Consider the following 24,875-nt stretch of genomic DNA (forward strand, 5'->3'; position numbering starts at 1 on the left):
TACCTTAAACCCCAAAGGATTTTTAAATGATGAAAACTATAGGTTTTAATAATTGGTTATCTGAATACTATCAAGCGGCTGGTCAGGTCACTTCGGGCCTCAGAAAAATTGCTACGGTGCCCGACAGTCAAACGCCATTGACTACCTACGTGGGAGTTAATAGCTTTCGTCAAATACTTACCATGGGTTTAATGCAATATAATTCAGGACTAGAAAGAATATGTAAACTAACAATTACAGGTTTGCTTAAGTTAAATAATAATGATTTAAATGGAGAAAATCTTCATTTGCGAAAATATGGTCATTCAATTAAAAAAATGATGAATGAAATTAAAGGTCTCAATTTGCCAGAGGGGTTTGAATTTGAGCCTAATTTCGACGTCAACTACAATAACTTGGTTGATTTCCTAGATTTTTCATCAACGTCTTCATCTCGGTATATTTTTCTTGAAGATGTATTAAATGAACGAATATCGATGGATGAATCAAGTGACCTATGGAGTAGGTGGTGTAATCTGCAAAGCTCGGTAAAAAACAATGAGATGAGCAGTTGTGAACATCTTATTCATTTAGCTAATTCTGAGGATAAATTTATCATCGATTTATCAAACTTCGTTTCGCAAAAAACTAGTTTTTCCAATGTCGAAACTTTGCTTGTCAGGGAACATAGATATTCCGATTTTTATACGGGTACAATTTTCCAAAACAATTCTTCATTTATTTCCTACGAATTCTTCAAAATTGCTAAAGATATTTTCAAGCTCCATGATATGGTTACCGACGAGTTGTGGGTAAACAATCGGGATATTCTCAGAGTTCCGCTCACCAGGGAAATTGGCAACTTTTTCTTCGATTCGACCTACAGTGAATATATCGCTCACTTTCTAATTGGCGTCGAAGATTTAGAAATTTTCCTTGAGTCACTAGAAGACTTTGCCCAGGCTTGCGAAAATGATGAAGTTGAGGTATGATGAATTAGCCTTTAATTAGTCTATCCGTGTTAAACGCGGTGCGTACAGCACATTGGTAGATTATATATAAAGGAGGTTCTGGTCTTGAAAAAGTATCAGACCAAAATCCTAGTAGCTTTAATTTCTGAAGTACCTTCAATAATTAAAGCTGTTGGTATCGCGGTATCTATGATAATACTGTCTTTGCAGGGAATATCGTGATTTAACGGGGTAGAACTTTAGTTCCTACCCCGTTTTGCTATGAAACTATATCTATCTTTCATTACGATTATTTCTACCTGATCAACAACAATCCTGCTTATGGAGAATGCTGATTCCCCTCATTAATAAAAGGGCTATCGAATATCAGCATAAGCTGACTGAGTACAAAGTTAGGTCCCAAACAGGGTTGAGATAATTTTGGCGGTTGGGTCGGTCTGCGTCTGACTGAACCTAGCCCCGGCCCAAGCATTGACGCGCTGCCAGGCTTCGGCTTCCTTAGCTTTAGCGCGTAGGGGAGCCGTAAGGTAATGCATCTGGGGGTAAACCGCAGGAGCGAGCGCGTCGAACTCGGTTACAAAATCATTGACAATGGCTCGGGCGGGACGTCCCGTAAAAGCACGAGTGAGCTGGGTTTCTGCGATTCCTGATTGCAAGGCATCGCGATGAGCCTGGCTGGTGCCTGCCTCGTCGCTAAGCAGTAGAAGCGTGCCAACCTGAACTGCCTCAACACCTAAAGCGAGAAGCGACCGCACATCCTGGTTGCTACCGACTCCGCCACCGGCTATCAGGGGCAAATTAGTGACAGCTTGAACATCAGGAACAAGCTGCGACAAGGGTAGCTGGTTGACCTCGTCCTGCACTCTAAACGTTGATTGGTGGCCACCGGCGTCCGGTCCCTGAACACACAGAAAATCAACACTAGCCTGGGCGGCGAGAGCAGCGTCCTGAGGATTGGTGACAGTTACCCCCACATAGGTGCTAACCGCCTGCAGTCGCTCGATTTGCTCGGCACTAGGGCAACCAAAGGTAAAGGTCACTACGGGCACAGGGTTGGCAAGCAGCCAGTCCAGCAAAGAATGAAAGTGGTCGGGTAGAACTATCTCATCATTGAGAATATCAAGGCCATATTCCCTGCCGAGTGGCGCTAGTGCCAGACGGTAGTCTTGCAGAAGCGCTTCAGCATTAGCAGGATTATCATTGGGGTCAGCCGGGCAGAACAGGTTCACCCCAAAAGGTTGATCAGTCAGTTCACGAATTTGCTTCACTTGTTCAGCCAGCTGGTCAGCATTCAGGTAGCCAGCCGCTAACATGCCCAACCCACCGGTGTTAGACACCGCGGCAGCAAGCTGGGGCGTACTCGGCCCACCCGCCATAGGGGCACCTACCAGCGGGATTTCAAGGTCATCCAAGCTAAACATTCTAAAGAACCTCCACGATCAGCTTTCGTTCTTCAAACGCTCAATAAAACCCATGGCATTATTTTTGGTGCGCAACAACCGATCTTCAAGGCTGAGTGTCTCGTCCATCTGGCGGATGCCCACCGGCTTTTTCTTACCCAGCACATAGTCGGTGCACGCCAGATTGGCGCAAAGATAAGTGCCGATGGTGTTACCGCGCCTGCCAGACTCACCACGACGGGCAGCCGTGTAAAGCGAAATACCCGAGCCGGGGTGCAACGTCAGACAAAACTGACACATCTGGGCAGCCTTGCTCTGTGCCTTAGATTTCTGCAACAGAACACCCTGAACTACACCGTCCTGCTCCACGACCAGGCAGCCCTTCAACGGGCTTTTAGGGTCTAACCACGATAGGAAAACCTGGTTCCCCCATGCGACTTCATTGAGGTTGGGCAGGTTCAGGCGTTTAGCTTCGCCCTTCGAACAGTTAACAAAGCTAGAGCGAATGGTCGGCTCAGAAAGTTCTTGCATACCTGCAATTCTACTAACCCTCTCATCGAGCAAAGAACCCTAGAAAGCCGCTTCTCTAACTCAGGCTAAGGGCTTATACGGAATAAGAGGTCAGGTGACGCTGTTACGAGGGGGAGAAGCATCCCCTTATTCTTGGAAGCAATATTATGACATCCCCCATCTTTGAGCCCTTTACCGTTCGCTCTATGACCACCCGCAACCGTCTCTGGGTTCCACCCATGTGCCAGTACTCGGTCGAAGAAAAAGACGGTATTCCCACCAACTACCATGAACATCACTACAACGCCCTCTCACGCGGTGGCGCCGGTGCGGTTATCGTTGAGATGACTAGCGTCCTGCCCGAAGGTCGTATCAGCCCCCTCTGCGTGGGGCTCTGGTCGGATGAACACACCGCAGCTCACGCCCGCATCGTTCAGGCTATCCATGACGGCGGCGCGAAAGCTGGTATGCAGATTGCTCACGCTGGTCGAAAGGCATCCACCGTTGCTGAGCGCATCTCCCGCGACGGCGGTTCCCTCAGCATTGAAGAGGGCGGCTGGGAAACCTTCGCCCCCTCAGCTATCGCCTACCCCGGCCTCAAAGAAACCACCGCGCTCACCGAAGAACGCATTGGCGAAATCGTTGAAGCTTTCGGAGCTGCCGCCCAACGCGCGGTAAAGGCTGGCTACGACTTCCTTGAAATCCACGGCGCCCACGGCTACCTCATCACCCAGTTCCTCTCACCGCTATCCAACCAGCGCACCGACGAATACGGCGGCTCGCTCGAAAACCGCGCCCGCCTCGTCCGCAGGGTTGCCCGTGCCATGCGCGCCCAGATGCCCGCGGACATGCCCCTGCTGGTGCGACTCTCAGCCACCGAGTTCGTGGAGGGCGGCATCACTGTTGAAGAAACCGCCCAGGTAGCTGCCTGGCTGAAAGAAGACGGTGTGGATATGGCTGATATTTCGACCAGCGGCAACTACCCCGCACCTATCAAGGTCTACGCTGGCTACCAGACCCCCATGGCCGCACAGGTCAAGCGTGAAGCTGACATTCCCGTTGCGGCCGTTGGCATGATTAACTCACCCCGCCTTGCTGAATACATCGTGGGTTCGGAACAGGCAGATGTGGTGCTGGTCGGACGCGAAGCTCTACGCAATAACTCCTTTGCCCTCAGTTGGGCTAAGGAACTGAAGGTTGATGTGGATTACGTACCCTCCCAGTACCTGCGTGCCTGGAACACCCGCCGCTAGCTCCTTGCGCTCGGCCTTGCGCCCCGGCGTCCTCGCGGAACAACCAAAGATGGTTGACGCAGTTGACGCCGGGGTTTAGGATGGGAGAAACAGGGCGTAGCTAAGGAGGCTCCCATGTCGCAGGCCCTTACCCAGCAGGACGCCGGCACTCAGGCGGTGATTGACCAGCTGATCGCAGAGTTCACCAGAGACCTCAAGAGTCTGCCACCAGAATTCCTTGCTTCTATTGACGATCTCGAAGACGTTAAAAGCCGTATGCGGTCAGTTCTTGCCCGCGCCAGCGTGCGCGGCTACGGCGATCTCATCGGCCCGGTCTACGACCTTGAAAACACCATGAAACTGCTCAAGGTCACAACCCGCGCGGCCATCAGTAAGCAGGTCAAACAGCACAAACTACTGCGGTTAACCATAGAGAACGGCGAATCAATTTTCCCCGCTTTTCAGTTTGCCGGACGGGCCGTGTGCGAGGACGTTCAGCAGGTGCTCCTTGCCTTTGGCGCTGCCGACCCCTTTGCCGTAGCGCAATGGTTCAATACACCGCTGGATGGCACCACTCCGCTTGAACTTATTGACCAGGGCCAGCTTGCCCGCGTGCTGGCAGAAGCGCGCTCTCTTGCCCCTGGCTGGCAGACTGTATGAACCGTCAAAGAATGGTGCAACACGGCCCCACTCCGGGTGCCCACCTGGCCCTAGCGCCGGTTGCTGAATACGAGCAGGGGCACGAATTTTTTAGAGCCCACAGCCAGCAATTTGGCCCCTGGTTCTATTCATCATCAATGCAGGGCAGGTTTGATTTGCCCGCACCCAAAGGCACCTGCTATTTAGCCAGCAACCCGGGTGCCGCCGTCCGCGAGGTGCTGGGGGACAGGCTCAGCCAGGGCCGGCGCATCCCCATCAGTCTCACCGAGGGTCGGGTTATTTCCCGCATGCCGCTACCCGCCCCCGTGCGATCAGCCAACGTTTCCCACGATGACGCCTTCACACTGGGCATCACCGGCGAACTCACCAGTATGCCTCACTACGACGTACCCCAAGCCTGGGCCAGCGCCTTCTGCGCAGCGGGTTTCGACGCCCTGACCTACCGGCCGCGCTTCTCGCCCGGCGACTCTCTAGCCTTGGCCCTCTTTGGTGAGGCAGCGGAACATCAAGACCCCAGCGGCTTTGAATGCACACTCGCCCAGGCAACCACAGACCTGGGGCTAGAACTCTTTGCCACGGACTCACGAGGCCTCTACACCTTCGCCACCTTTACCGAGAGCGACTAACCATGCAGCTACCTGACTACACCAGCGACGACTTCGAACTGCCGGGTGTGCCCGATGCCTTCCAGCGCCTCTGGACGCCCCACCGCCGCGCCTACGTCAGAGGTGGCCAGCAGGATTACAGCGAGAACTCCTGCCCCTTCTGCGTAGCACCCCAGCGCCAGGACGCTGACTCGCTGATTGTCCACCGCGGTGAGTATGCTTTTGTGATTCTTAACCTCTACCCGTATAACCCCGGGCATCTGCTGATCTGCCCCTACCGGCACATCCCTAACTATGACGACGCCTCAGCGGATGAAGCCGCAGAAATCGCTGCACTCACCCAGCGGGCTATGAAGATTCTGCGGAAGGTTAGCCGTGCCGCTGGTTTCAACATCGGCATGAACCAGGGCAAAATTGGTGGCGCCGGAGTAGCAGATCACTTGCATCAGCACATCGTGCCTCGCTGGGGTGGTGACACCAACTTCCTGCCTATCATCGCGGGCACGAAAACCGTCACCCAAACTTTAGGGGACATTAGAACTCTCATTGCTGAAGCCTGGGGTGCAACTTTAGAAAGCACAGAAAGTAGCGACGCCTAACCATGACCATCAAAATCATTGCCGTGGGCAAGAAGCACGAAAAATGGGTCACCCAGGGTATTGACCGCTACGAAAGCAGGCTCCGCAAGCCGTGGGACGTCAGCTGGGTCTACCTGCCCCATTCTTCCCTGGCTGAAGAGCAGGCGCGAGCTGAGGAATCCAAGCGGATTCTCGAAAAAGTATCTTCCGACGACTACCTAATTCTTCTGGACGAGCGCGGCAAAAACCTAACCTCACCAGAACTGTCAGCCTTGCTGAACTCAAATCTAGGCTTCAAGCAGGTAGTGCTGGTCATTGGCGGTGCTTACGGGGTGGACGAGAGCGTCCGGTCACGAGCCAACACTGTGTGGAGCCTGTCCAAGCTGGTCTTCCCTCACCAACTGGTGCGCCTAATTTTGACGGAGCAGATTTATCGGGCAGGAGAAATTGCCAATAACCGCCCCTACCATCACGTCTAGCAGGGGCTAGAAGAGCGAGGTCTGAAAGGACGCCGGGGGAGTCAGCCCATCAAAGAGGGCGCAGGCACGATTAGCTAAATCAGCGGTATTGACCAAGAAACTGGCTTCTGGGTCACCGCAGTGAGCCGTGAGAAACTTGCCCGCCCCACCGGTGACAAAAAAGCCGTGCGAGCCAGCGGCCAGAGACTCATACCCGGCCAGTGGCAGGCGGTCATCAGCCCGTAAGGATGCATAGGCGCGGGACATAGCGGCCGAAGGTTGCCACCGGTCTTGCAGAGGCTCAAATCCTTCTAGTCCTGCGTCCTCCAGTGCCCAGGTAGCAGATTCGACTGCCATGTAATGCTCAGATTTCAACTGGTCAGCGGGTAAAGGGTCAATCCAGGCACGGTACTTAGTAGAGGCCCGTTTGAACTGTGTAAGGTTACTTTCCCGCGATACCAGGTCTTCTAGTACCCTGACGATGCGCCCATCATCAGCGCGGGCAACAAAGGTAGCGAACGCTACGGCCTGCTCGTCCAGACGCCGTGGGTTGGAATGAGCCGACGCGGTACCGACCTTAGAGGTGCCATCCGGAAAAGTCGCAATGTAAAGGTAATGTTCAAGGTTAACGTAGGCGAGCGCTGCCTCCGTCATGCGGGCGCCCATGTGAACTCGGTGGATAGGGGCAAATTCATCGCGCGCCAAGCAACGATCACACTGTCTACCTTTAACGATAGGTTGAGAGGTGGGGCAGGGAAGGTGCCTAAAACCCGCGGTATCGGTGCGCGCAAGAGCAAAGCCACTGCAGTAGCGGCCACCGCTGGCAGAGTCCTCGGGGATAATCGCTACTCCCAAGAAGCTCTCGGGGGTCAGCGGCACCGAGAGCAGGGTGCCATCTGGGGTGCCATCTATACAAGGTTCTACCTGAACCTCGGGTGCCCTATTGATCCACTTGAGGTCCCTCCATATGAAGGAGCCTTGCGGTGCTACCTGTTCTAAAATGTTCTGCATACTCACCGCTCAGATTATGCCAGACACCCTAAAGCCGCGTTGTCACTTCGGGTGTGCTGAGCACGTAAGATGGGGTGTATGTCAAGACCCATAACCCGCCTTGTCGGCCAAGGCATTCGATACGCAACCAAACTGCGCGGTGGAGGCTCGGCTTTCCCCGGTTTGGTGATGGAAAAATTGCACCCCCAGTTCGTTGTAGAGGAGCTGGCAAAGCTACATCAGGGCGTTGTGGTGGTCTCAGGCACGAACGGTAAGACCACCACCACCAAAATGGTCGTTCAGTTGCTGGAATCCCAAGGCTTGCGCGTCTTTACCAACCGCACCGGTTCTAACTTTGTGCGTGGCGTTGCTGCGGCCCTGCTGGGTGAAATGTCACTGACGGGCAAGCTCGACGCTGATATTGCCGTGCTGGAACTCGACGAGGCTCACGCTGTGCACTTCGTCAAAATGGTCAGGCCCCGCTACTCCCTGTTGCTCAACGTCCTGCGCGATCAGCTAGACCGCTTCGGTGAAATCGACACCACCCGCCGTATGCTCTCTAGCGTTGCCGGCGCTACCAGCGGCACCATCGTGCTAAACCGCGAAGACCCACGCATCCGCTCTCTTGCCAGCAACGCCCAGTCAGGCACCAAGGTCAGCTACTTCGGTCTATCAGATAAGCTCCGCTCCCTCTTCCCCTCGGATGACGAGATGCGCGGCTCCACTGATGTTGATGAAGCGGTCACCGCACCGGAATTGCCGGCAGCTTCCGTCGTGCTCAGTGACTTTGCCGGCACCCAGGCAACTTTCGGTCTAGAAGGCCGCGAGGTGACCGGCACCGTTAACCTCTACGGCATCTACAACATCTTCAACGCCGCAGCCGCTATCGCCCTGACCCAGGAGGTTCTAGGAGAGAAGCTCAACGAAACTGCGCTGCTGTCAGAGCTTGAAAAAATTGCTCCAGCTTTTGGCCGTGGCGAAACCTTGACCGTTAACGGGCAGACGTTGCAGCTGCTTCTGGTGAAGAACCCCAGCGGTTTCCGCCTGTCACTGGCATCTGCTGATGCCAAAGATTACGCCACCATGATCACTATCAACGACCAGTATGCCGACGGCCGCGACGTTTCCTGGCTCTGGGATGTGGACTTTCACTCTCTCATCCAGGGCGGGGTAACGATGGTCTCGGGTGTCCGTGGTTACGACATGGCACTGCGCCTGGCCCACGATGATGTCTATGTAGAGACCGTTAACGAAGACCTGGAAGAAGCCTTGGCCGATTTCATCAGAAAATCCAACGGCAAGCCCATGCGTATTTTCTGCACCTACACCGCCATGCTGGCGATCCGTAAAGAACTGTCAAAGATTACCGATGTGGAGGACGTATTGTGAGCCAGCCCCAGAACCTCACCGAAGAACTGGGCGAGGAAATCATCACCCAGACCGGTAACAACAAGAGCCTGAAAATCGTGCAGCTCTACCCCCGCGACATGAACATTTACGGCGACTGGGGTAATACCCTCTCTCTATCCCGCCGTGCCCAGGCCCACGGTTTCACCACCGAAATCGTTGACTACAACCCCGGGGACGAGTTCCCCCTTGACGGCGATATTTTTATCGGTGGCGGCGGTCAGGACTCAGGCCAGTCAGTAGTTCAGGATGACCTGCTGGCGAACGCCGAAACTTTGCGCATGCTGGCCCAGGACGGCACCCCCATGCTGGTAATCTGCGGTCTTTACCAGCTCTTCGGCAAAGAATTCAAGACCGTGGGCGGGGAGACCCTTAACGGCGTGCGCATCTTTGACGCTAAAACCGTGGGCGGCGAAGAACGCTTGATTGGCAACATCGTTGAAGAATCAGAAGAGTTCGGCACCCTAATCGGCTTTGAAAACCACTCGGGCCTCACCTACCTCTCGGGCGACACCAAGCCTTTGGCCCGCGTCACCAAGGGCGAAGGCAACAACACCAAGGACGACGGGGAAGGTGCGCACGTCCATCACGTGATTGGCACCTACCTGCACGGGTCACTGTTGCCCAAGAACCCGGCAGTCTCGGACTACCTCATCAAGCACGCAGCGATCAAAAAATACGGTGAATTCACCCCCGTGGTGATTGACGATTCACTGGTAGAAAAGGCGCGTGCCTCTGCCGCGGCTCGCCCCCGCTAACCCCATTTTGCTAGAACCGCTAGAATAGAAGGCGGTAAAACGTGCCACCTGCCGGTGAGCACCAGAATTTTTAGAAGGAGACTCATGTCAGGTCACTCCAAATGGGCAACCACCAAGCACAAGAAAGCTGCCCTGGATGCCAAGCGCGCCAAGGCATTTGCCAAGTACATCAAGGGCATTGAAGTAGCTGCTCGTATGGGCGGCGCCGATATCTCGGGCAACCCCGCCCTTGACCTTGCGGTATCCAAGGCTAAAAAGAACTCGGTGCCCAACGACAACATTGACCGCGCGATCAAGCGTGGTGCCGGTCTGACCGGTGAAACCATCGACTACACCGAAATCATGTACGAGGCACGCGGCCCCCAGGGAACCGCTCTCTACATCGAGTGTCTGACCGATAACCGCAACCGTGCAGCGGCTGAAGTTCGCACCGCGGTAACCCGCAACGGCGGCACCATGGCAGACTCCGGCTCAGTAGCCTTCCTCTTCGAGCGCAAGGGTGTTGTCGAAGTTACCAAGACCGACAGCCTCACCGAAGATGATGTCCTGATGGCCGTCCTGGACGCAGGTGCTGATGAGGTTATTGACGACGGCGAGGTCTTCACCGTGGTATCAGAGGCAACCGACCTGCCTGCCATTCGTAAGGCACTGGACGAAGCCGAGCTCGACTACAACAACGATGAGCCTGTCTTCCGCCCCACCATGCAGGTTGAAATCGACGCTGAAGGCGCCCGTAAGTTCCTCAAGCTGGCTGATGCCATTGAAGAGCTGGACGATGTTCAGAACGTCTACTCCAACGCTGATATCAACGAATCCGTCATGGCGGAACTCGAAGCTGAATAAGTAAAACCACAAGGGAAGGGGCGCATCACAGTGACCTCGCTACCGCGCCCGGAACACGCTACCCCGCGAGTCCCGGGCGCTGCCCGTATCTTGGGCGTTGACCCGGGGCTTACCCGTTGCGGCTTCGGCATGATTGACATGAGCCCCAACCGCAAGGCCGCCCTAGTGCAGGTTGGAATTGCCGGTACTGCCGCGGCTGAAAGCCTGGATCAGCGTATCCTCAAAATTCTTCGAGCCGCCGAAAGCTGGTTGGATGTCTACCAGCCGGATGCTCTAGCTATCGAGCGTGTCTTTGCCCAAGAACAGGTCAACACGGTGATCGGTACCGCCCACGCTTCGGGGGTGGTAATCGCTGCTGCGGCTGCCCGCGGCGTCCCAGTCTACTTTCATACACCCTCTGAGGTGAAGGCTGCCGTGACCGGCTCTGGGCGGGCAGACAAGGCCTCGGTAGGCCGTATGGTGACGCGTATTCTAGGGCTTACCGCTATGCCTAAACCTGCGGACGCCGCTGACGCACTAGCTATTGCTATTTGCCACGGTTGGCGCGGCGGCACTGTTTCAGGCGGCCTGGACATGTCAGCTCATACCCAAACCCACCAGGGCTCTAGCCCGACGGGCACCGCACGAACCAGGACACTTACCCCGGCGCAGCGGGCCTGGGCAGAAGCCGAAGCAAAAGCCCGTCGCTAATTGTATTAGTACATACGTTCGATTAGACTAGGCACTATGATTAGCTCTCTCACCGGAACAGTGACCCACCTAGGCCTCGATAACGCCGTGATTGATGTTAACGGCTTTGGCATGCTGATACACCTCAATGCGCGTACTGCCTCAAAGCTCAGACTGGGGGAGAGCGCCACCATCACCACCACTCTTATCGTGCGCGAAGATTCCATGACGCTCTACGGCTTCGCAGACGCCGCCGAACGCGAAGTCTTTGACATTATGCTTTCAGTCTCTGGCATCGGTCCGCGTATTGCCCTGGCTGTGCTCAGCGTCCACACCGCAGCTGAAGTAGAGAGGGCCGTTGCCACCGGAGACGATAAGGCCTTCACCAAGGTTCCCGGTATTGGCCCTAAGGGTGCCCGCCGCATTGTCCTTGAGCTAGCCGGCAAGCTGATTCTTGCAGACCACGAGACCAGCGACCAGCTACCCATCAACCAGGGTATCGCCTGGAAACCGCAAGTGCTCGACGCCCTCACCAGCCTGGGGTGGAGCGAGAAGGACGCCGAGGCAGCTATCGCCGCTTTCATTGATCACAACCCCCGCGCAGAAACTATGGGCGTGGCAGAAGCGTTGCGCTCAGTGCTCGCCTCACTGGGTAGCCAGAACACCGTTAGCCGCTAAAAGAACCGCCACCGAAGGTAGAATCACTCCCTATGAGCCAGTTGCCTAACGCTGACGGCCAGATCCCCGGTCAGCGCCTCGTGTCTATGGACGAAGAGCCCGAAGAAAAAATGATTGAGGCGGCGCTGCGCCCCAAATCTCTCGATGATTTTGTGGGCCAGCACCGCGTTCGTCAGCAACTTTCCCTGGTGCTTGAGGCCTCCCGCATGCGCGGCCGTAGCGCCGACCACGTGCTGCTTTCTGGCCCTCCGGGGCTAGGCAAAACCACCCTTGCCATGATTATTGCTGCCGAGATGGACGCGCCCCTGCGCATCACCTCCGGCCCAGCCATCCAGCACTCGGGTGACCTGGCCGCCATTCTCTCTTCCCTAACGCCCGGCGAAGTGCTCTTCCTCGATGAAATTCACCGCATGAGCCGCCCGGCTGAGGAAATGCTGTACATGGCAATGGAGGACTTCCGCGTTGATATCGTGGTGGGCAAGGGGGCCGGTGCTACCTCCATCCCCCTAGAACTCCCGCCCTTCACCCTGGTCGGGGCCACCACCCGTGCAGGGCTTCTACCAGGGCCCCTGCGCGACCGCTTCGGCTTTACCGGCCACCTAGAGTTCTACTCCGTAACTGAACTTGAAAGCGTCATTCGCCGCTCAGCAGGTCTCATGGAACTATCGATCAGCCCCGAAGGTTTCACCGAAATCGCCGGACGTTCCCGTGGCACACCCCGTATCGCCAACCGTCTGCTCCGCCGCGTCCGCGACTGGGCACTGGTCAACGGCATTAACCGGATTGACGCCACCAGCGCCGCCACCGCCCTCGACATGTACGAAGTGGACGAACGCGGGCTCGACCGCCTCGACCGCGCCGTCCTTGAAGCCCTCATCAACAAATTTGGAGGAGGCCCCGTAGGTCTCTCCACCCTCGCCATAGCCGTCGGCGAAGAAACCGAAACCGTCGAAACCGTTGCAGAACCCTACCTCGTGCGCGAAGGCCTCATCGGCAGGACACCGAGAGGGCGCGTGGCGCTTCCGGCAGCCTGGCAACATTTAGGGTTAGAAGCCCCAGAGCTGCCGTAAGCGCCCTGCGCTGACGCGCAGAGATTCACCACGATTTTTGCTTCCTCGCGCGCTCGGAAAATCATGGTTCATCCGGCAGCCTGGCAACATTTAGGGTTAGCAGCCCCAGAGCTGCCGTAAGCGCCCTGCGCTGACGCGCAGAGATTCACCACGATTTTTGCTTCCTCGCGCGCTCGGAAAATCATGGTTCATCCGGCAGCCTGGGAACATTTAGGATTAGAAGCCCCAGAATTCCCATAAAACTCTCAGCTCAGAAAAACCTGCCTACAGCAACTTAGAGCCATATTCACAGACTCATCGCGTAAACTGGGGCGGAAGACTATCACCAACACCTGATTTGAGGGATTATTCGTGAACAGCGGTTCACCCCTATTCTTGCTCGCACTACTAGCCATCATGATGATTGTGCTTATCGTACTGCCTGCTCGCCGTACAAAAAAAGCTCAGACACAGCTCAAAGAACGCCAAGACCAGATGATGCCAGGAACTCCCGTTATGACCAACTTCGGTCTCTACGGCACTGTGGCTAGCATCAACAAAGAAAACAACACCGCTGAGCTCCAAATTGCTCCTGGCACTGTTGTTAAGGTTCATCTCATGACCGTTACCCAGATCGAAGAAACTGGTCCCGCAACCGGATCAGCAGCCTCGGCAGGGGAGCATCAGCCCACCATCAACGGTGAAATCGCAGACGAACCCACCAAATAAACTTTCTCCTACGAAATAGGTGCGCAGCCTAAGGGCCGCGCGCCTTTTCACGTTTGACACAAAACTGTAAAGGGGCGTTGATGGCTACTACAGGCCACAGTGCAAAAGCACGCGGAGCGCTGGTCTCCATGGTGCTCTTACTGCTTTTAGTAACCGGGGGTATCTTCGGCACCACCTTCGCTGGGGGTTCCTGGTCACCCAAGCTCGCGCTTGATCTTTCAGGCGGCAGTCAGCTCATTCTTTCACCCCAGGTGAATGACGCCGACGGTGGGCAGATCACGGATGAACAATTAGAGCAAGCAGTAGAAATTATTCGCCAGCGCGTGGACGGTTCCGGAGTAGCTGAAGCTGAAGTCACCACTCAGTCTGGGCAGAACGTTGTGGTGTCAGTACCCGGTGTGCTGAGCCCTGAAACCCGAGAACTCATCCAAACATCAGCACAGATGTCCTTCCGCGCCGTCCTCAACTCTGGGCCCCCCACCCCGATAACGGGTGATGAGGTAGCCGCTGAGGAATCGCTACCTGCCCCCACAGCTGAACCTACTGACGGTTCAGACTACAACTGGGTCACCCCTGAGCTCTGGCGGGAGTACGAGGCTCTTGACTGTAGCATTCCGTCCAGTGTGGACGAGGCTGAGCAGGACCCCAACGCGGCAATCGTTGCATGTTCAACTGACGGGCAGGAGAAGTACATCCTCGGGCCTATCGAAATTTATGGAACAGAAATTGAAAATGCTGGCTTCTCTCAGGTGACCGGTAGTACAGGGTATTCAACGGGCCAGTGGGGAGTCAACATTGAGTTCAATGAATCTGGAACAGCAACCTTCAAGGATGTCACCACTCGTCTGAACTCAATCCGTGGTGCTGACCCCTCTGACCCACGTGCCCGTTTCGCTATTATGCTAGACGGCGCCGTTCTCTCATCTCCGGTAACCCAAGCAGTGATTACCAACGGTCAGCCGCAGATTACCGGTAACTTTACTGAGCAAGAAGCATCCCAGCTCGCTGAGCAGCTCAAATACGGTGCTCTGCCCATTAGCTTTACCATCCAGTCGGAGCAACAGATTTCAGCAACTTTGGGTGCTGATCAGCTCAAGATGGGTCTTTTGGCCGGTCTGATTGGTCTGATTCTGGTCTTTATTTACTCCCTGTTCCAGTACCGCCTGGTTGGTCTAGTCAATATCAGCTCAATTTTGGTTGCTGCGGGCTTCTCCTACGGCGTGATTATTCTGCTGGGCCACCTCATGAACTACCGACTTTCGCTGGCTGGCGTTGCGGGCCTCATCGTGTCGATTGGTCTGATGGCTGACTCTTTCATCGTTTACTTTGAACGTATTAGGGACGAGATTAGGGCTGGGCGAACCATACCTGCTGCTATTGACCACGGTTGGAACCGTGCAAAGCGGACGATTATGGCCTCTAAGGCCGTGAACCTTCTAGCTGCCCTAGTGCTCTACTTCGCTTCGGTAGGTAACGTGAGAGGTTTCGCTTTCACTTTGGGCCTCACAGCTATTGCTGACCTAATCATTACTTTCCTCTTCATTCACCCGCTGATGGTTTTGCTGGGACAGCGCGATTACTTTAGAAACGGCGGCAAGTGGTCCGGTATGGATCCCGCGGCACTGGGAGCCACACCGCTCTACCGAGGTGCCGGGCGCGTCCGTAGTGTTGAAGAAACCGAAGCTCGCCTCTCTCTTGCTGAGCGTAAGCGCCGTGAGCGTTTAGCCGCTGCTGAAGAAGAGATGTCTGCAACTGATATTAAGGAGCAAAGCCGTGGCGAATAAGCTTGCGCAGTTCGGTAATGACCTGCATTCAGGCAAAAAATCTTATGGATTTGTGCCTCATCGTAAGCGCTGGCTTAGCCTCGCCCTGATCGTCGTGCTTCTTGCTGCGATGGTTCCGGTGTTCAAAGGCGGCTTCAATCTGGGCATCGAATTTCGCGGTGGATCAGAATTCACTGTCTCATCGGTGGCGAATGAAGATGTGACCATCGGCCAGGACGCCATCAGCTTAGCAGCACCTGAGGCGACTGACGTACGGGTCACCAACATTTCATCGGGCACCGTGCGTGCGCAGATGAGCGAGCTGAGCGACGATGAAACCTTGGCAGTCGGCGACGCTCTGAGAGCTGCCTACGATGTTGAGAGCGACGATGTCACTTCATCTTTCGTCGGCCCTACCTGGGGTGCCGGCGTCACCAAGCAAGCCCTCATCGGTCTAGCATGGTTCGTAGTACTAGTAATGATTGGCATGGCGCTCTACTTCCGAACCTGGAAGATGTCGCTATCAGCAATTGCCGGTCTGGTTTTCACCATTGTCACCACCGTGGGGCTGTATGCTCTTGTCGGCTTTGAGATTACACCCAGCGCTATCATTGGCTTCCTCACCGTGCTCAGCTACTCGCTGTATGACACTGTGGTGGTCTTTGACAAGATTCGAGAGAATACTGAGGGTATTGAGGGCAGACGTGATGTCACTTTCGGTGAGCAGGTAAACCTGGCGGTTAACCAGACCCTGGTCCGATCCATCAATACATCTATTGTTGGTATTCTGCCCGTGGGTTCTATTCTCTTTATTGGTGCTCTGTTGCTGGGCGCTGGCACTCTCAAGGATCTTTCGCTGGCCTTGTTCGTAGGTATCATCGTAGGCACCATTGGCACCCTCTTTGTGGCTGCTCCCGCCTATGCTGCGCTGCGCTTAAGAGAGCAAAGCGTCAAGGACCAGGAGCGCAGAGTACGGGACGCCCGTGTAGGTATTGTTTCCGAAGAAGAAACTGCTGATACCGGCCAGTCCCCGGGCATCCCTGCTATCACCGTCCGAGAGTTTAACTTTCCGACCAATAACCAGTAGGGACAACGAGAGCCGAGTACCGGCTCGATATTCATAGATAAAGAAGGTGCCGCCCGGTAAAACCAGGCGGCACCTTCACATTAAAGTAGGCTGGCTTAGTCATGCCTGGTCACTGTGTTCTACCTATCAGCTATTTTGAACTATGATAGAGCAACATATAGCACACGGACGAGGCAAGGGGGAGTTCAGATATGAGCGCTTCAGAAAAGAACACTCACAGCACTCAGGACATTAAGCGACCTCTGCGTGGTTCACACCGTGTCATGTCGGCATCAGGTCGGGTACCGGCCCGCCAGGTCTTTGGTCGTGAAGTTGGCCCAAGCCCGCGGTTCTCGCCGGTTCTTGCCCCTGTCATCCGCACTGTGACCAAGTTTCACCCTGATGAAGACCTTGATGTGCTGCAGCGGGCCTTTAAAGTAGCCAGCCGCTACCACCGCGGGCAAAAGCGTAAGAGTGGGGACCCCTACATCACCCACCCGGTAGCTGTGACCACTATCTTGGCAGAGATTGGAGCTACCGGCCCCGTTCTTGTTGCTGGACTTCTGCATGACACCGTTGAAGATACTGACTACACCATGGAGCAACTCATTGCCGACTTCGGTGAAGAAGTTGCTTACTTGGTGGACGGGGTGACCAAGCTCGATAAGGTCAGCTACGGCGCTAATGCTCCCATTGAAACCATCCGTAAACTGGTGCTGTCCATGAGCAAGGACATCCGCGTACTTCTGATTAAGCTGGCGGACCGTCTACATAATGCACGTACCTGGCGCTTTGTGTCAGGAGCCTCAGCGGCCAAGAAGGCTGAAGAGACCCTACAAATCTATGCCCCGCTGGCACACCGCCTCGGTCTTAACACCATTAAATGGGAGCTTGAGGATCTTTCATTTGCCGCAATGAGCCCCGATATTTATCGGGAAATTGTGCGTCTGGTCGGCGAGCGAACCCCCAAACTTGAAAAGTATTTGGCTGAAGCTCGGGTGACTATCGAAGATCGCTTGCAGCAGGTTGGTCTTGAGGGCACGGTTACTGGCCGCCCCAAGCACTACTATTCCATCCATCAAAAGATGAAGACCAAGGGTAAGAGCTTTGATGAAATCAATGACATCTTGGCTGTACGTATCATGGTTGAGAACATTGATGACTGCTATGCCGCTTTAGGTCATGTGCTGTCGCTGTGGCCGTCCATGGCCGGGCGCTTTAAGGATTACATTAAGTCGCCCAAGAATAACCACTATCAGTCCCTTCATATGACGGTGCACGGGCCAGGTGGGCTACCGCTTGAAATTCAGATTCGCACCTACAAGATGCACGAAGAGGCTGAATACGGTGTGGCAGCACACTGGCGGTATAAGGCGGCTTCTCGTGGTGAGAAGGTGGAGACCGCGGTCAAGGAGCCCACCACCCACACTGCTGCCTTTAGCATCGGGATTTTGCAATCAATCTCTGAAATTTCTAGTTCTAACCCCGAATCGAGCAAGTTCTATGAGGAGCTGGCCGAAACTCTAGAGTCAGATGAGATTGTGGTTCTTACCCCGCAGGGTAAGCCCATCAGTTTGCCGTCCGGTTCAACGCCCGTTGACTTTGCCTACGCTATTCACTCTGAGGTGGGCGACCGCACGATTGGGGCCAAGGTCAATGGCAAGCTCGTGCCCCTGCATACGAAGCTTGAGACCGCTTCCACAGTGGAAATTATGACCACTAAGGACGAGAATCACGAGCCGAGCGAGGACTGGCTCAAGTTTGTGCGTACCTCAAAGGCCCGCACCAAAATTAGGCAACATTTTGCTAAGGGGCGCAGACTTGAGGCGCTCAGCCGCGGCAAGGAACGTTTAGTGAAGGCCATGCGACAGCATGAACTTCCGCTCACCAAAATGTTGACTCCTGAGCTCATGCTTCAGGTAGCGCATGCGCACCATAAAAACGATGTGGCAAGTCTCTACCATGCGGTTGGAGAGAACGATCTTGAACCTCAAAATGTTATCTCTACTCTGGTCGATCTCTACTACGGGGATAGCGACGATCAAGCATCCGAAGAGGTCAATAGCTTTGATACCTCACTGTTCAATACCCGCCCAACTACGGGCGATGATAACGGGGTGGTGGTGCCTGGCGCTGAGGGTATTCTGACTAAGATTGCTCGATGCTGCACTCCTGTTCCGCCGGACGAGATCGTTGGCATCGTGACCCGCTTACAGGGTATATCTGTGCACCGTATCGACTGCCCCAACGTGCTGAATGCTCAGGATGACCCCCGCCAGACCACTGTTGAGTGGGCTACCAGCACCAATAATAATTTCAGGGTGAGCATCCAGGTGGAAGGTATTGATCGCAAGCTGCTGCTGGTGGACGTCATTCGGGTCATTTCTGAATCCGGTAGCAATATCGTCGATGCGAAGGTTCACACCAGTGACGATCGTTTTGCCGTCAACCGTTACACGGTTGAGGTCAGTGACCGCTTTATGCTCGACCATCTTCTCAACCAGATTATGAACGTACCTGGTATCTATAGCGCTTACAGGCTAACCGGGGCCAAACCTCTCTCGAAGAGAGACCTACCTCGATACGAATAGTAGGAGTGACATTAAACGGTAGGTTCACATGTATCAGCATCCCGGCTCTACCATAGCCCTTGTCTCCGCAGGGTAACCTCGGTGCAGACATTTTTTGCTCGAGCAAGAACTGCTTGACGCTGACGTATAAAGGATGCTTCCTGCACATGTGACATGAGTAAGTGCGGTGTCAGGTTATTATCCGGGCTGAGGAGAATCTGCCCTACAATCTCTAGAGCATCATATTCTTCATCGAAGATGAGAAGATCTAGCGCCGTCCGCAGATGATTGGTGACCAGGACGCCGCCAATACTAAGTGCCTCGTAGGCTTTGAAGGTGGACTGATGAGCTGAGCACAATCGTGCAGCCTTGCGCGGCAAATGAACTCTGTTATTACGGTCATAATCGATATCAATACTGCCCTGCGGCGCCTGCCCGAACCCCAGAACCCAGGCTGCTGCGCGGCGAGAAATGCGTAAGCGGTGATGGTAACCCTCAGGGATAAGCATGCCACAGCTGACAGCTCGCAGCAGGGCGGTATCTTTGACATGGGGTGGAGAGTAAATTCCGTGGTGCAGGTGAACTAAAGCTTCGAACTCAACGACTTCTCTAAACTCGGCAGTGCTGACTCCCTCTGATTCAGCGGTGCAAAGTAGCCTCCTCATTTCTTCAGTAGCCCGGGGGTCATGATTGCGGAGCCCTGGATCGGTGAAAGCCGTGGACTGGAAGCCCCCTTGAGCCTGAGCTATGTATTCAAGGGTTGAGGAGCTTTTCTGCTCCGGCGGGAGGAGTGGGAAGGGGAGAGCACTGAGTTTATGGGTGATACTGTGAGCTGGCATACCTAAGTTTTACCAAACCAAGGCACCATCAAGGAATTGATTTTCACACCTGTGGATAACTTCTGTCTCGAACAGCAAAATCCCCGCAGAAACTGTAGTCTCTGCGGGGAGTTGAGCTGAAGAGAAGAAATAATCACTTCACATAGACGGTTTATCCACACATTCGATGCACGGCTAAACCGTCAAACCTGCTAAGCACCAAACTCAGCTGAGGAAGCCTTCAAGGTTTCCAGCCACTGCTTGCGAGCTGCCAGTGCTTCTTCTGCCTTCTTGATTTTCTGTGCGTTGCCGCCAGCTTGAGCCTTTTCAAGATCAGCTTCGAGATCAGCAATCGTCTCTTCCAACTGGGTCAGCATGGAGTTGGCACGAGCCTGTTTCTCGGGGTCAGTCTTCTGCCACTTAGCGTTTTCGGCCTGATGGATTTCGTCCTGAACTTTCTTCAGATCCTGCTCCACACGACGCACAGCGGCGCGGGGAACGCGCCCGATAGTGTCCCAACGATCAAGAATGCCCTCGAGTTGTGCCTTAGCGGCCTTAATGTCGGTGACAGGCAGGATGGCACGCGCTTCTTCAAGCAACGCTTCCTTTGCTACCAGGTTAGCTTCGAATTCCTTATCGAGCTCAGCGTTGATAGCGGAACGGGCGTCAAAAAAGACATCCTGTGCTGCGCGGAAACGACCCCACAGCGCATCGTCTTCTTTGCGTCCGCCGCGAGGTGCGGCTTTCCACTGATCCATCAGAGTGCGGTACTTGGCGGCAGTCTCCGCCCAATCAGTGGAGGTGCTTAGCGCCTCAGCTTCGGCAATGAGAGCCTCTTTGACGCGTTTAGCCTTGGCGTTCTTTTCATCAAGCTGTGAGAAGTGAGCGCGGCGGCGGCGGTCAAAAGTGGTCCGGGCAGCGCGGAAACGCTTCCAGAGGTCGTCCTCTACGCTCTTAGCCAGGTGATGCTCGCGCTGGGTTTTCTTCCACTCATCGAACAGCTCGTTCATGCGTGAGTGTGAGTTCTTCCAGTGAATCTTGGTTTCATCCTGGTCAGCTAGGGTCTCAGCTTCGGCAACGATTGCCTCACGGGCTGCTAGCGCAGCTTCACGTGATTCGACTGATTCTGCCTTTTCGGCTTCTTCGCGTTCATTAATCTTGGCAACCAGAGCCACCAGACGCTCCTGAAGCGCAGCGTAATCGCCCACCATGTTGCGAACTGCTACCTGTTGGCCCAGGTGCGCTGCAGACTTCTGCAGATCGGCTGCCTTAGCTTTACGAGCTACGCGCTCTTCGAGCAGGGCAACCTGTGCTTCTACATTTTCAAACTTACGGGCGAAGTAGGCGAGGGCTTCATCAGCTGAGGCGCCGGGCACCTGGCCTACTGCATATTCTTCACCGTCCACGATGACAAAGACGTGGCCTTCAGCATCAACTTTGCCGAATTTACGAGCCTTTTCGAGGTCTACGGTTGCGAGGGTGTCGTCGGGTTGGGTAGTCACCGCTATAACTCTTTCACGTTGAGGCGCGTTAGCGCAGGTGTAAAACAAAGCGCACCAGCCACGTGCAATCAGACGATAGGGCTGGTTAGCTGTCATCAGTCAACAACTAATAATCTATCGAGCACGGTTGGTGCACTCACCAGCATATCGTTCTTAGGGGGTTTTAGCATCTAAAGGACACCAGGGTATTACGTGGGCAGTAATGTGGTGTATCTCAGCAGCAGACCCCGCCTATAATTACCGGTGCTCCGTGCTCACCGTTTAGTATTAAGAAGACTGTGCGGTAAAAGCTGCGCACCAAGTACCTATTTTGTTGACGTGAGGGGAGCTAATGGCTCGCAAGCAATCGCTTTCTGGATTCCCAGAGCACCTACCTGAAGAACGTTTGGTGGAGAATTACGTTCTCGATACTCTGCGCGAAACCTTTGAGCTGCACGGCTTCTCTTCCATCGAAACCCGCTCGGTTGAGACCATCGACCAACTACTGCGCAAGGGCGACATCGACAAAGAGGTCTACGCGGTTTCACGTCTGCTCGATGATGCGGAAGATGCCCGCAGCGCAGCCAAAAAAGAGAAACTGGCACTGCACTTCGACCTCACCGTACCGTTTGCGCGCTACGTGGTGGAAAATGCTGGCTACCTGAACTTCCCCTTCATGCGCTATCAGATTCAGAAGGTATGGCGCGGTGAACGTCCTCAAGAAGGTCGTGCCCGTGAATTCACTCAGGCCGATATTGACGTAGTGGGGGATGGCGCTCTGCCTTTCCGCTATGACGTTGAACTGGCTCTCATCATTGTGGAGTCCCTTTCAAAGCTGCCTATCCCTGACTTCAAACTGCGCGTCAATAACCGCAAGCTTTCAGAAGGGTTCTATCGCGGCATCGGGCTCACCGATACTGCGGGAGTGCTGCGCAATATCGACAAGCTAGAAAAGATTGGCCCGGACGCCGTGGCCCAGCTCCTCAAAGAGGAGCTGGGTGCGACGGACGAGCAGGCTCAGGCTGCGCTGTCCTTGGCCTCCATTAGGGCGGAAGATACTTCTTTCGCCGACCAGGTTCGCGCTTTGGGTGTCTCCGATGACCTCATGGAAGAGGGCTTGGCTGAACTCACTGAGGTGATAGGTGAAGCTGCACGTCGTGCCCCCGGCAAGGTCATTGCTGATCTCTCCATTGCCCGCGGCTTGGACTACTACACCGGTACCGTCTACGAAACGGTGCTGGTGGGTCACGAGCAGCTGGGCTCCATCTGCTCGGGTGGTCGCTACGAATCACTGGCGTCCAACGGAAAGAAAACCTACCCCGGTGTTGGCCTCTCTATTGGCGTCACCCGCGTGGTATCCCGCATCCTGTCCCAGGGCTTCGCCGCTCCTACCCGCAAGGTGCCCTCAGCCGTTCTCATCGCCCTGACCAACGATGAGATGTGGTCAGGCGCTCAGGACGTCGCTGATCAGCTGCGTGCCCGCGGAATCGCCTGCGAGGTCTCAGCAACCGCAGCTAAGTTCGGTAAGCAGATTAAGTACGCCGAAAAACGCGGCATACCCTTCGTGTGGTTTACCTCAACCAACGAAGATGGCAGCCTCAAGCACGAGGTCAAGGACATCCGCACCGGGGAGCAGGGAGAAGCTTCACCCGAAAACTGGATGCCTCCGGCAGAGGATCTGCAGGTGCGGATCGTCCCTGCAGACTCCCACTAAACCCACCGTGGCTGTCCCGCAGTCCACGGTGCAACCTATACTTAGACATAAAATTCTTTTCACAGAAAAACAGCTGTGATGATGGAAAGGAAGAGCGTGCTACGCACTCACACCCTTGGCGAGCTAACCGCTGAGAACATCGGAGAAACCGTTACCCTATCTGGTTGGGTTTCAAGGCGCCGCGACCACGGTGGTGTTGCCTTCGTAGACCTGCGAGACCGTGAAGGCGTCACTCAGGTGGTCTTCCATAACGAAGCTGACTTCGAACACCTGCGCAACGAGTACGTACTCAAGGTCGTGGGTGAAGTCACCCGCCGCCCCGAGGGCAACGAGAATCCCAACCTGGTCACCGGTGACATCGAGGTTATGGTCAAGGAAACTGAGGTGCTCAACACCGCAGCGCCCCTACCCTTCCAGATTGATGAGCACGTAGAAGTAGGCGAAGAAGCCCGCCTGAAGTACCGTTACCTTGACCTGCGACGCCCCGAACCTGCCCGCTTGATGCGCCTACGTTCAGAGGCTAACCGTGCGGCTCGCGAGGTTTTGCACGGTCAGAAATTCACCGAGGTTGAGACACCCACCCTGACCCGTTCAACCCCCGAAGGTGCTCGTGACTTCCTGGTCCCGGCACGTCTGGCACCTGGCTCCTGGTATGCACTGCCCCAGTCACCCCAGCTCTTCAAACAGCTGTTGCAGGTGGGCGGCATTGAAAAGTACTACCAGCTTGCCCGTTGCTACCGTGACGAAGACTTCCGCGCCGATCGCCAGCCCGAGTTCACCCAGCTGGACATCGAGGCATCCTTCGTAGACCAGGAAGACATTATTGACCTGGGCGAGCGTATCGTTGAGGCTGTCTGGAACTTAATTGACGTCAAGGTTCCCCGCCCCATCGAGCGCATCACCTACAAGGATGCCATGGAGAAGTACGGCTCGGACAAGCCCGACCTGCGCTTCGGTCTCGAGCTGACCGAGCTGACCGACTACTTCAAAGACACCACCTTCCGCGTCTTCAAGGCCCCCTACGTGGGCGCTGTGGTGATGCCAGGTGGTGCCTCACAGGCACGTCGCACCCTGGACGCCTGGCAGGAATGGGCCAAGCAGCGCGGCGCTAAGGGTCTTGCCTACGTGTTGATTCAGGAGGACGGCGAGCTGACCGGCCCCGTTGCCAAGAACATCACTGAAGAAGAGCGCGCCGGCCTGGCAGCGGCAACCGGCGCTAAGCCCGGCGACTGCATCTTCTTTGCCGCAGGGGACGCCAAGTCCTCGCGTGCTCTGCTGGGTGCTGCCCGCGTTGAAATTGGTCACCGCACCGGCCTCATCAAGGATGGCACCTGGTCCTTCGTCTGGGTTGTAGATGCACCCCTCTTCGAGTCAGCAGCAGACGCCACCGCCTCCGGCGATGTGGCGCTGGGCTCCTCCAAGTGGACCGCAGTGCACCACGCCTTCACCTCGCCCAAACCCGAGTACCTTGACACCTTTGACCAGGAAGAGGTCACCGGTGAGGCTCTAGCCTACGCCTACGACATCGTCTGCAACGGTAACGAAATCGGCGGCGGCTCAATTCGTATCCACCAGAAGGACGTCCAGGAACGTGTCTTCAAGGTCATGGGTATCAGCGAAGAAGAAGCTGCCGAGAAGTTCGGCTTCCTCCTCGAGGCCTTCAGCTTTGGAGCACCCCCTATGGGTGGCATTGCCTTCGGTTGGGACCGCGTTCTGCAGCTCATCGGCGGCACCGACTCAATCCGCGACGTCATCGCCTTCCCCAAGACCGGTGGCGGCTTTGACCCGCTCACCGCTGCTCCTGCGCCCATCACCGCGCAGCAGCGCAAGGAAGCCGGCGTTGACTTCAAACCTGAGGCTAAGAAAGCTGAAGCTAAGTAACTTCTAGGCTTTAAGCCCCACAAAGAGGCGCTGCCCCTGCTCTTTCTCACAAGATGCCGGGACGGC

Annotated in this window: 23 protein-coding genes; 18 read left to right on the forward strand and 5 right to left on the reverse strand. The window is 55.2% G+C overall.

Annotated elements, in window-relative coordinates:
• The first annotated feature begins 26 nt into the window (after positions 1 to 26).
• A complete protein-coding gene (locus VVR27_RS08105) occupies positions 27 to 971 on the forward strand; it encodes a hypothetical protein (RefSeq protein WP_368547891.1) in 945 nt (314 codons plus the stop codon).
• Positions 972 to 1,342: 371 nt separating this feature from the next.
• On the opposite strand, the gene VVR27_RS08110 is transcribed toward VVR27_RS08105, so the two are convergent.
• Both VVR27_RS08110 and VVR27_RS08115 read right to left on the reverse strand, forming a co-directional pair.
• Complete coding sequence (locus tag VVR27_RS08110; protein WP_368547892.1) at positions 1,343 to 2,362, reverse strand: NAD(P)H-dependent flavin oxidoreductase; 1,020 nt, start codon at positions 2,360 to 2,362, stop codon at positions 1,343 to 1,345.
• Positions 2,363 to 2,389: 27 nt separating this feature from the next.
• The gene (locus VVR27_RS08115) at positions 2,390 to 2,881 is read right to left on the reverse strand and encodes an FBP domain-containing protein (RefSeq protein WP_368547893.1); all 492 of its coding nucleotides are present in this window, start codon (positions 2,879 to 2,881) and stop codon (positions 2,390 to 2,392) included.
• A 146-nt stretch (positions 2,882 to 3,027) separates the two neighbouring features.
• On the opposite strand from VVR27_RS08115, the gene VVR27_RS08120 reads away from it, so the two are divergent.
• From VVR27_RS08120 to VVR27_RS08140, 5 genes are all read left to right on the forward strand, one after another.
• Positions 3,028 to 4,113 carry an NADH:flavin oxidoreductase/NADH oxidase gene (locus tag VVR27_RS08120; RefSeq protein ID WP_368547894.1) on the forward strand — a complete coding sequence of 362 codons (1,086 nt, stop codon included), beginning with the start codon at positions 3,028 to 3,030 and terminating at the stop codon, positions 4,111 to 4,113.
• Positions 4,114 to 4,227: 114 nt separating this feature from the next.
• The gene (locus tag VVR27_RS08125) at positions 4,228 to 4,752 is read left to right on the forward strand and encodes a hypothetical protein (protein ID WP_368547895.1); all 525 of its coding nucleotides are present in this window, start codon (positions 4,228 to 4,230) and stop codon (positions 4,750 to 4,752) included.
• Positions 4,749 to 5,378 carry an RES family NAD+ phosphorylase gene (locus VVR27_RS08130; protein ID WP_368547896.1) on the forward strand — a complete coding sequence of 210 codons (630 nt, stop codon included), beginning with the start codon at positions 4,749 to 4,751 and terminating at the stop codon, positions 5,376 to 5,378. The genes VVR27_RS08125 and VVR27_RS08130 overlap by 4 nt, the downstream gene beginning before the upstream one ends.
• Positions 5,379 to 5,380: 2 nt before the next feature.
• Complete coding sequence (locus VVR27_RS08135) at positions 5,381 to 5,956, forward strand: HIT domain-containing protein (RefSeq protein WP_368547897.1); 576 nt, start codon at positions 5,381 to 5,383, stop codon at positions 5,954 to 5,956.
• Between the two features lie 2 nt (positions 5,957 to 5,958).
• On the forward strand, positions 5,959 to 6,414 hold the full coding sequence (locus tag VVR27_RS08140) for a 23S rRNA (pseudouridine(1915)-N(3))-methyltransferase RlmH (protein ID WP_368547898.1): 456 nt from the start codon (positions 5,959 to 5,961) through the stop codon (positions 6,412 to 6,414).
• 6 nt (positions 6,415 to 6,420) lie between these two features.
• Here the strand turns inward: VVR27_RS08140 and VVR27_RS08145 are convergent, their stop codons facing one another.
• On the reverse strand, positions 6,421 to 7,404 hold the full coding sequence (locus VVR27_RS08145) for a hypothetical protein (RefSeq protein WP_368547899.1): 984 nt from the start codon (positions 7,402 to 7,404) through the stop codon (positions 6,421 to 6,423).
• Between the two features lie 69 nt (positions 7,405 to 7,473).
• Between VVR27_RS08145 and VVR27_RS08150 the strand changes: the two genes are divergently transcribed.
• The 10 genes from VVR27_RS08150 (at position 7,474) to VVR27_RS08195 (ending at position 18,936) form a co-directional block, all read left to right on the forward strand.
• A complete protein-coding gene (locus VVR27_RS08150; protein ID WP_368547900.1) occupies positions 7,474 to 8,772 on the forward strand; it encodes a MurT ligase domain-containing protein in 1,299 nt (432 codons plus the stop codon).
• Complete coding sequence (locus tag VVR27_RS08155) at positions 8,769 to 9,548, forward strand: type 1 glutamine amidotransferase (RefSeq protein WP_409349945.1); 780 nt, start codon at positions 8,769 to 8,771, stop codon at positions 9,546 to 9,548. Before VVR27_RS08150 ends, VVR27_RS08155 begins: the two co-directional genes overlap by 4 nt.
• Positions 9,549 to 9,632: 84 nt before the next feature.
• Positions 9,633 to 10,391 (forward strand): YebC/PmpR family DNA-binding transcriptional regulator, encoded by a 759-nt coding sequence (locus VVR27_RS08160; protein WP_346873106.1) that lies wholly within the window; start codon positions 9,633 to 9,635, stop codon positions 10,389 to 10,391.
• 30 nt (positions 10,392 to 10,421) lie between these two features.
• Positions 10,422 to 11,081 (forward strand): crossover junction endodeoxyribonuclease RuvC, encoded by a 660-nt coding sequence (gene ruvC / locus VVR27_RS08165; protein ID WP_368547901.1) that lies wholly within the window; start codon positions 10,422 to 10,424, stop codon positions 11,079 to 11,081.
• A gap of 36 nt (positions 11,082 to 11,117) precedes the next feature.
• The gene (gene ruvA, locus VVR27_RS08170; RefSeq protein ID WP_368547902.1) at positions 11,118 to 11,738 is read left to right on the forward strand and encodes a Holliday junction branch migration protein RuvA; all 621 of its coding nucleotides are present in this window, start codon (positions 11,118 to 11,120) and stop codon (positions 11,736 to 11,738) included.
• A 32-nt stretch (positions 11,739 to 11,770) separates the two neighbouring features.
• Positions 11,771 to 12,808, forward strand: a complete 1,038-nt coding sequence (gene ruvB, locus VVR27_RS08175) for a Holliday junction branch migration DNA helicase RuvB (RefSeq protein ID WP_346873103.1) — start codon at positions 11,771 to 11,773, stop codon at positions 12,806 to 12,808.
• A gap of 351 nt (positions 12,809 to 13,159) precedes the next feature.
• A complete protein-coding gene (gene yajC / locus VVR27_RS08180; RefSeq protein WP_346923271.1) occupies positions 13,160 to 13,516 on the forward strand; it encodes a preprotein translocase subunit YajC in 357 nt (118 codons plus the stop codon).
• An 80-nt stretch (positions 13,517 to 13,596) separates the two neighbouring features.
• On the forward strand, positions 13,597 to 15,300 hold the full coding sequence (gene secD, locus VVR27_RS08185; protein ID WP_368547903.1) for a protein translocase subunit SecD: 1,704 nt from the start codon (positions 13,597 to 13,599) through the stop codon (positions 15,298 to 15,300).
• Positions 15,290 to 16,366, forward strand: coding sequence for a protein translocase subunit SecF (gene secF / locus VVR27_RS08190; protein ID WP_368547904.1), 1,077 nt, complete (start codon positions 15,290 to 15,292; stop codon positions 16,364 to 16,366). Before secD ends, secF begins: the two co-directional genes overlap by 11 nt.
• A 191-nt stretch (positions 16,367 to 16,557) precedes the next feature.
• Positions 16,558 to 18,936, forward strand: coding sequence for a bifunctional (p)ppGpp synthetase/guanosine-3',5'-bis(diphosphate) 3'-pyrophosphohydrolase (locus tag VVR27_RS08195; protein ID WP_368547905.1), 2,379 nt, complete (start codon positions 16,558 to 16,560; stop codon positions 18,934 to 18,936).
• Between the two features lie 47 nt (positions 18,937 to 18,983).
• Here the strand turns inward: VVR27_RS08195 and VVR27_RS08200 are convergent, their stop codons facing one another.
• Both VVR27_RS08200 and VVR27_RS08205 read right to left on the reverse strand, forming a co-directional pair.
• On the reverse strand, positions 18,984 to 19,754 hold the full coding sequence (locus VVR27_RS08200) for a hypothetical protein (protein ID WP_346873099.1): 771 nt from the start codon (positions 19,752 to 19,754) through the stop codon (positions 18,984 to 18,986).
• Positions 19,755 to 19,945: 191 nt separating this feature from the next.
• The gene (locus VVR27_RS08205) at positions 19,946 to 21,235 is read right to left on the reverse strand and encodes a DUF349 domain-containing protein (RefSeq protein ID WP_368547906.1); all 1,290 of its coding nucleotides are present in this window, start codon (positions 21,233 to 21,235) and stop codon (positions 19,946 to 19,948) included.
• Positions 21,236 to 21,566: 331 nt separating this feature from the next.
• On the opposite strand from VVR27_RS08205, the gene hisS reads away from it, so the two are divergent.
• Together hisS and aspS are read left to right on the forward strand one after the other, a co-directional pair.
• Positions 21,567 to 22,928 (forward strand): histidine--tRNA ligase, encoded by a 1,362-nt coding sequence (gene hisS, locus VVR27_RS08210; protein ID WP_368547907.1) that lies wholly within the window; start codon positions 21,567 to 21,569, stop codon positions 22,926 to 22,928.
• A 96-nt stretch (positions 22,929 to 23,024) separates the two neighbouring features.
• Complete coding sequence (gene aspS / locus VVR27_RS08215; protein ID WP_346873096.1) at positions 23,025 to 24,809, forward strand: aspartate--tRNA ligase; 1,785 nt, start codon at positions 23,025 to 23,027, stop codon at positions 24,807 to 24,809.
• Positions 24,810 to 24,875: the final 66 nt, after the last annotated feature.

The organism is Rothia sp. LK2492, assembly GCF_040946345.1.
Taxonomy (GTDB): domain Bacteria; phylum Actinomycetota; class Actinomycetes; order Actinomycetales; family Micrococcaceae; genus Rothia; species Rothia endophytica.